Origin of the sequence: Hydrogenophaga sp., from assembly GCF_011390835.1 — a bacterium.
GTDB lineage: Bacteria > Pseudomonadota > Gammaproteobacteria > Burkholderiales > Burkholderiaceae_C > Hydrogenophaga.
Window position 1 is genome coordinate 1 of record NZ_JAABRQ010000050.1, and the last position, 6,951, is coordinate 6,951.

The 6,951-nt window shown below is 64.8% G+C and carries 7 protein-coding genes; all 7 read left to right on the top strand.

The features are described from left to right. A partial coding sequence (locus GPT34_RS17300) for an ABC transporter permease (protein ID WP_291015183.1) occupies positions 1–754 on the top strand: 754 nt, incomplete at its 5' end. 1 nt (position 755) lies between these two features. Beyond that, positions 756–2,465, top strand: a complete 1,710-nt coding sequence (locus GPT34_RS17305; protein ID WP_291015185.1) for a dipeptide ABC transporter ATP-binding protein — start codon at positions 756–758, stop codon at positions 2,463–2,465. Positions 2,466–2,616: 151 nt separating this feature from the next. Continuing rightward, entirely contained in the window at positions 2,617–3,411 is a 795-nt protein-coding gene (locus tag GPT34_RS17310; RefSeq protein ID WP_291015187.1) for a DUF2189 domain-containing protein, read from the top strand. Between the two features lie 20 nt (positions 3,412–3,431). Beyond that, positions 3,432–3,653, top strand: a complete 222-nt coding sequence (locus GPT34_RS17315; RefSeq protein WP_291015189.1) for a DUF2788 domain-containing protein — start codon at positions 3,432–3,434, stop codon at positions 3,651–3,653. 172 nt (positions 3,654–3,825) lie between these two features. Next, positions 3,826–4,413 (top strand): ribosome maturation factor RimP, encoded by a 588-nt coding sequence (rimP, locus tag GPT34_RS17320; protein ID WP_291015191.1) that lies wholly within the window; start codon positions 3,826–3,828, stop codon positions 4,411–4,413. 73 nt (positions 4,414–4,486) lie between these two features. Then, a complete protein-coding gene (gene nusA / locus GPT34_RS17325; RefSeq protein ID WP_291015193.1) occupies positions 4,487–5,986 on the top strand; it encodes a transcription termination factor NusA in 1,500 nt (499 codons plus the stop codon). Between the two features lie 31 nt (positions 5,987–6,017). Next, positions 6,018–6,951, top strand: a 934-nt coding sequence (locus GPT34_RS17330) for a translation initiation factor IF-2 associated domain-containing protein (RefSeq protein WP_291015195.1), incomplete at its 3' end; no start/stop codon positions are given.

The following is a 6,951-nucleotide window of genomic DNA, read 5'->3' on the forward strand; positions in this document are numbered from 1 at the left end:
GGTGGTCTACGCACCCAACCCTTATGGGCCCAAGACCCTCAACTACTTCGCGAAAGAACCCAATCCCTCGGCGCCGACTGCCGACAACTGGCTCGGTACCGACGACCGCGGGCGTGACCTGCTGGCGCAGCTGATCTATGGTTTTCGCATCAGCGTGCTGTTCGCGCTGGCGCTCACGTTCATTGGCGTGCTGCTGGGAGTGATCGCTGGTGCCATCCAGGGCTTCTTTGGCGGCAAGACCGATCTGGCGTTTCAACGCTTCATCGAGGTCTGGGGGGCCATGCCAGAGCTGTACCTGCTGATCATCTTCTCGGCGGTCTTTGCGCCCAGCCTCGGTTTGCTGCTGGTGTTGCTGAGCCTGTTTGGCTGGATGGGCCTGTCGGACTATGTGCGCGCCGAGTTCCTGCGCAACCGCCAGCTGGACTACGTGCGCGCGGCCAGGGCCATGGGCTTGTCCAACGGGCAGATCATCTGGCGGCACGTGCTGCCCAACAGCCTGACGCCAGTGGTCACCTTTTTGCCGTTTCGCATGAGTGCGGCCATCCTCGCACTGACCTCGCTGGACTTTCTGGGTCTGGGCGTGCCGCCTGGCACGCCGTCGCTGGGCGAGTTGCTGAGCCAGGGCAAGAACAACATCGACGCCTGGTGGATCTCGATGTCCACCTTTGCGGTGCTGGTGATCACGCTGCTGCTGCTGACCTTCATGGGTGACGCCTTGCGCGATGCGCTGGATCCCAGAAAGCAGGACAAATAAGATGGCCCCCACGCTCCCCGCTGCGCGAGGTTCGCTGCCCCCCGAGGGGGCTGGCCCCGCCTTGGGGCGGCCCGGCGGCGAGGCCGTGGCCCCTACGCTCCCCGTTGTCCCCGCCCTTCTGTCCGTGCGCAACCTGCGCGTGGGCTTCGGGGGCCAGGACGTGGTGCATGGCATCGATTTCGACATCGCGCCCGGCGAACGGCTGGCGCTGGTAGGAGAGTCGGGTTCGGGCAAGTCGGTGTCGGCCCTGTCGCTGCTGCGCCTGGTGCAAAACGCGGAGGTCTCGGGTTCGGCCAAGCTGGAGGGGCGAGATTTGCTTCAGATGAGCGAGCGTGAGCTGCGCGGTGTGCGTGGCGACGAGGTTGCCATCATTTTTCAGGAGCCGATGACGGCGCTCAACCCGCTTGCCACGGTGGGCGCGCAAATTGGCGAGGTGTTGCAGCTCAAGAAGGGCCTGACGCCGCGCCAGGCCGAGGCCGCGGTGGTGGAGTTGCTGGCTTCCACCGGGATTCCCGAGCCGGCCAGGCGCGCTCAGGCCTACCCGCACCAGCTCAGCGGTGGCCAGCGCCAGCGCGCCATGATCGCCATGGCCCTGGCCAGCAGTCCCAAGCTGCTGCTGGCAGATGAGCCCACCACCGCGCTCGATGTCAGCCTGCGCGGGCAAATCCTGAACTTGCTGGGTGATCTGCAGCGCCAGCACGGCATGGCCTTGCTGCTGATCACCCACGACCTCAATCTGGTGCGCCGCTTTGCCAGCCGAGTGGCGGTGATGGAGCGCGGTCATCTGGTGGAGCAGGGTGGGGTGGAGGCGGTGTTTGCCGCGCCCCGACACGCCTACACCCGCATGCTGCTGGCCAGCCGGCCCGAGCGCGATGTGGTCGAGCCGGAGCCGGCGGCGGGCACAGACGCGCCAGTGCTGGAGGCGCAGGGCCTTCGGGTGAGTTACCCCGTGCCCCTGCCGGGCCTGCGCGGCTGGTTTCACAAAGGTGAGTTTGTGGCGGTGCAGGGGGCCGACTTGCGCATCGCTGCGGGGCACACCCTGGGCGTGATCGGTGAGTCCGGCTCGGGCAAGTCCACCCTTGCGCTGGCCGCGCTGGGCCTGCTGCCGCACCAGGGCCGCCTGCTGGTCACCGGCACCGACTGGCTGGTGGCAGCAAAAAGCGGCCAGTCGCGATCCTTGCGCCAGCGCATTCAGGTGGTGTTTCAGGACCCGTTTTCTTCTCTCTCCCCGCGCATGACGGTGGAGCAGATCGTGGGCGAGGGCCTGTTGGTGCACCAGCCCTTGCTGACGGCTGATGAGCGCCGCACGAAGGTGGTGAACGCGCTGGCGGATGTGGGCCTGGTGGACGACGCCCGGCACGGCAGCGACTGGCTGCAGCGTTATCCGCACGAATTTTCAGGTGGCCAGCGCCAGCGACTGGCCATCGCCCGGGCACTGATCGTCGAGCCGCTGCTGCTGGTGCTCGATGAGCCCACCAGCGCGCTCGACGTCACGGTGCAGAAGCAGGTGCTGGCCCTGCTGCAGCGCCTGCAGCGGGAGCGCGCCTTGAGCTATCTGTTCATCACCCACGATGTGGACGTGATCCGCGCCATGGCCCACGAGGTGCTGGTGATGAAAGACGGCGCCGTGGTCGAGCACGGTCCCGTGGAACGGGTGCTGATCGCACCGGAGCACCCATACACGCGCATGCTGGTACAGGCATCCGCCTGATGGCCGGCCCATGTTCGGTTGGGCGGGGAAATCCAGCGCCTTCGCGCTGGCACACTCGGGCCATCACCCCACTGTTTGACATTTGTCATGGGGACCTGACGGGCGCACCGCTATAACCCGGTCCGTACCCGGCATTTTTGCCTGACTGCCCATGAACGCCCACCCCACCACGCCCACTCCGCACGCTGTGCCCGTGACGCTCACCTCGCCCGCGCGCTGGCTGGCGCTGGGCTGGGCTGATCTGCGCCGCAATCCGGTCCCTGGCCTGCTGCACGGTCTGTTGCTGGCCTGTTTCGGCTGGCTCCTGGTCTGGGCTGCTCGAGACAAGTTCTGGTTGCTGGCCGGTGCTTTTTCCGGTTTTCTGATCGTCGCGCCCATTTTGGCCACTGGTCTGTACCACGTCAGCCGCACGTGCAGCAGCGGCGCCTGCGTGGGCATGGGCGAGGTGGTGTCGCTCTGGCGCTCGGGCGACCGGCGGTTGGTGGCGTTTGGCCTGCTGCTCGGCTTGGCTGGCACGGGCTGGGTTCTGACGTCGGCCGGGCTGATCACGTTGTGGTCGCCAGCGCCGATCCTGAAGCCTGCTGATTTCCTGCGCCATGTGGTGCTGGTCCGGGAGCTGGGCCTGTTTGAGGTCTGGTTGTTGCTGGGGGCCTTGCTGGCGGCGCCGGTATTCGCCTCCACCGTGGTGGCGCTGCCCATGCTGGTGGACACGGCGGCGCCGGTCTTCACCGCTGTCGGGGCCAGCTGGCGAGCGGTGGCCAACCATCCCGGCCCCATGGTGGTCTGGGCGGTGGTGATTGCCGTGCTGGTGGGCGTGGCCATGCTCACCGCGCTGATTGGCCTGATTGTGATCCTGCCGCTGGTCGCCCATGCCAGCTGGCACGCCTACTGCGATCTGACCCAGCGAGACTCCCACGGGCTGATCCAGGGCTTCGGGCAACCCTGAACGGTTCATCTCCCACAGCCATGGAAGCCACCCTGTTCGGTTACACCGAAGCCCAGATCGCCCAGTTCGGCCTGACCTTTGGCGTTGGCGCCTTCATTCTGTACATGCTGTTCATCGTGTTCAACCTGGCGCGCGAGTCCAAGGCGGGCAAGTTCGGCACCTTCATCCTGTTTCTGGTGCTGTCCTTTGGCATGCTGGGATTTCTGGCCAAGAACATCATTCAGTGGGTGCTGGAGCTGTGATGCCTGAGCCAGCAAATGACGGTGCGCCGGATTGCAAAGGCGTCAATTAGCGGGCTATAATGCTGGCTTCACGACCAATTGGGCGGGTTACTACCGGCCCATTTTTTTTGGCCGAACGTTTTTCAACCCGAGCGATTCATTTCACGCCATCAGGACCACAGAACACAAGCGAATGACCTGGCAGCAAACCGTCGAGCAAACCGTCACCGGCATGGGCTTTGATCTGGTGGACCTGGATCGGTCCGCCGGTGGTTTGTTGCGGGTCACGATCGACTGGCCCTGGCAACCACCAGCGACCGATCAAGCGGTGGTGGAGCGGTTCGTGACGGTGGAGGACTGCGAAAAGATCACCCGCCAGCTGCAATACCTGCTGGAGGTGGAGGGGCTGGAGTACCGGCGGCTGGAGGTGGGCTCACCGGGCATTGACCGGCCGCTGCGTCGTGAACAGGATTACATGCGCTTTGAGGGGCAGATGGTGGACATCACGCTCAAGGCGCCGATCGGCGTGACCGGCACCGAGGTGTCGGCCAACCGCAAGAAGTTTCGCGGCACGCTGGAGCGCGCCGAGGACGGCGTCGATTGGCGGATCGTCTGGAGCGACGCGCCTGAGCCCAAGCCGGGCCAGCGCGTCAGCAAAAAGCGTCCGCCGGTGCCGTTGCAGGCGATGAATTTTTCGCTGGACGACGTGCAGCAGGCGCGATTGGCGCCGATCGTGAATTTCAAGGGCCGCCAAGCCACTGGCGAGGGGCCGAACGGATGATGACCCAACGGCGCATTCGAGAACAGCTTTGTTTTGATTTCCAAGAAGACATCCGGAAAGGTGGGCGAGTGAAATGAACCGCGAAATGTTGATGCTGATTGATGCCATCTCCCGCGAGAAAAACGTCGAGCGCGACGTGGTGCTCGGTGCGGTGGAGCTGGCACTGGCCTCGGCCACCAAAAAACTCTACAAGGGCGAGGTGGACATCCGCGTGGCGGTTGACCCCGACACCGGTGCCTACGAAACCTTCCGCCGCTGGCTGGTCGTGCCCGATGAGGCAGGCCTGCAGAACCCGGATGCCGAGGAGCTGCTGACCGATGCGCGCGATGAGCTCGCCGACATCGAAGAAGGCGACTTCATCGAAAAGCCGGTCGATAGCGTGCCCATTGGCCGCATTGGCGCCATGGCCGCCAAGCAGGTGATCCTGCAGAAGATCCGCGATGCCGAGCGCGAAATGCTGCTCAACGATTTCATGTCGCGCGGCGACAAGATCTTCGTTGGCACAGTCAAGCGCCTGGACAAGGGCGATCTCATCGTCGAGAGCGGGCGCGTCGAAGGTCGTCTGCGCCGTGGCGAGATGATCCCGAAGGAAAACTTCCGCACCGGCGACCGCGTGCGCGCCATGATCATGGAAGTGGACCTGACGCTGCGGGGTGCGCCCATCCTGCTGTCGCGCTCGGCCCCCGAGTTCATGATCGAGCTGTTCCGCCAGGAAGTGCCCGAGATCGAGCAGGGCCTGCTGGACATCAAGGCCTGCGCCCGCGATGCTGGCTCGCGCGCCAAGATCGCCGTGCAGTCGCACGACAAGCGCATCGACCCCATTGGCACCTGCGTCGGTGTGCGCGGCTCTCGCGTGACCGGCGTGACCAACGAGCTGGCGGGCGAGCGGGTGGACATCGTGCTCTGGAGCGACGATCCGGCCCAGTTCGTGATCGGCGCGCTGGCGCCAGCCAATGTGGTGTCGATCGTGGTGGACGAAGAGCGTCACGCCATGGATGTGGTGGTTGACGAGGAAAACCTCGCGATCGCCATCGGCCGAGGCGGGCAGAACGTGCGCCTGGCGTCCGAGCTCACCGGCTGGCGCATCAACATCATGACGGCCGACGAGTCTGCACAAAAGCAGGCCGAAGAGGCCGAAGGCATCCGTGCGGTATTCATGGCCAAACTCGACGTCGACCAGGAGATCGCCGATATCCTGATCGAAGAAGGTTTCACCAGCCTGGAAGAAGTGGCCTATGTGCCACTGCAGGAAATGCAGGAAATCGAGTCGTTCGATGAAGACACGATCAACGAGCTGCGCACGCGCGCCAAGGATGCGCTGCTGACGATGGAAATCGCCCGTGAAGAGAGCGTGGAAGAGGTATCCCAGGAGTTGCGCGACCTCGAAGGCGTGACGCCCGAGCTGGTGGCCAAGCTGGCCGATGCCGGCGTGCACACGCGCGATGATCTGGCCGATCTCGCCACCGACGAATTGACCGACATCACCGGACAGACGGACGAAGACGCCGTGAAACTGATCATGCTGGCCCGCGCTCACTGGTTCACCGGTGACGAAGCGCAACCCACCACCTGAACAGCGGAGGCCCCAGCGGAGAAAAGACCCTATGACAAGTACCACCGTCGCCGAATTGGCTGCAGAGCTGAACAAGCCAACTTCCCTGTTGCTGGAGCAACTGACCGCTGCTGGCGTGCCCAAGACCGTCGGCACCGACCCGGTCTCGGAGTCTGACAAGCAGAAGCTGCTCGGCCACCTCAAGGCCAGCCATGGAACGGCCGGCGGCGAGCGCAAGAAAATCACGCTCGTCAAGAAGTCCACCAGCGAGATCAAGCAGGCGGATGCGACGGGCCGCGCCCGCACCATCCAGGTTGAAGTGCGCAAGAAGCGCACATTCATCAAGCGCGATGACGAGCCCGTGGCCGTGCCCGAAGCTCCGCCGGAGGTGCTGCCGGTGGTCGACACCGAGGAACTGGCTCGCCGCGAAGAAGATGCACGCCGCCAGGCCGAACTGCTGCGCCGCCAGGAAGAAGAGTTTGTCGCCAAGCGCGCTGCGCGTGAAGCCGAAGAGGCCCGCCAGGCCCAGGCCGAGCAGGCCGCGGAGCAAGCCGCTCAGGACAAGGCGACTGCAGATGCGGATGCCGCCAACGCAGCAGCGGCTGCCGTCGAGGCCGACAGCGAGCCGATGTCGCTGGCCGAGAAACACGCCAAGGCCAAAGAAGAGAGCCTGGAGCGTGAATCGAATGCTTTGGCCAGCGCTGAGAAGAAGGCCGAGGCGAAAAAGGCGGACGATCTGCGCGCCAACGATTTGCAGGACCGCCGCAAGAAGGCCGAAAAGGAAGCCGCCAACATCCGCGCCATGATGGCCGCGCCCGCCAAGACCCTGGTGGCCAAGAAACCCGAGCCAGATGCCAAGGCTGGCATCAAGGGCACACTGCACAAGCCGGCGGGCACGCCGGGTGCCAGGCCTGCCGTCGGCACGGTGGCTGGCAAGAAAGAGATCAAGTCCGAGAACCTGTCGTCGACCTGGAAAGACGACGCGG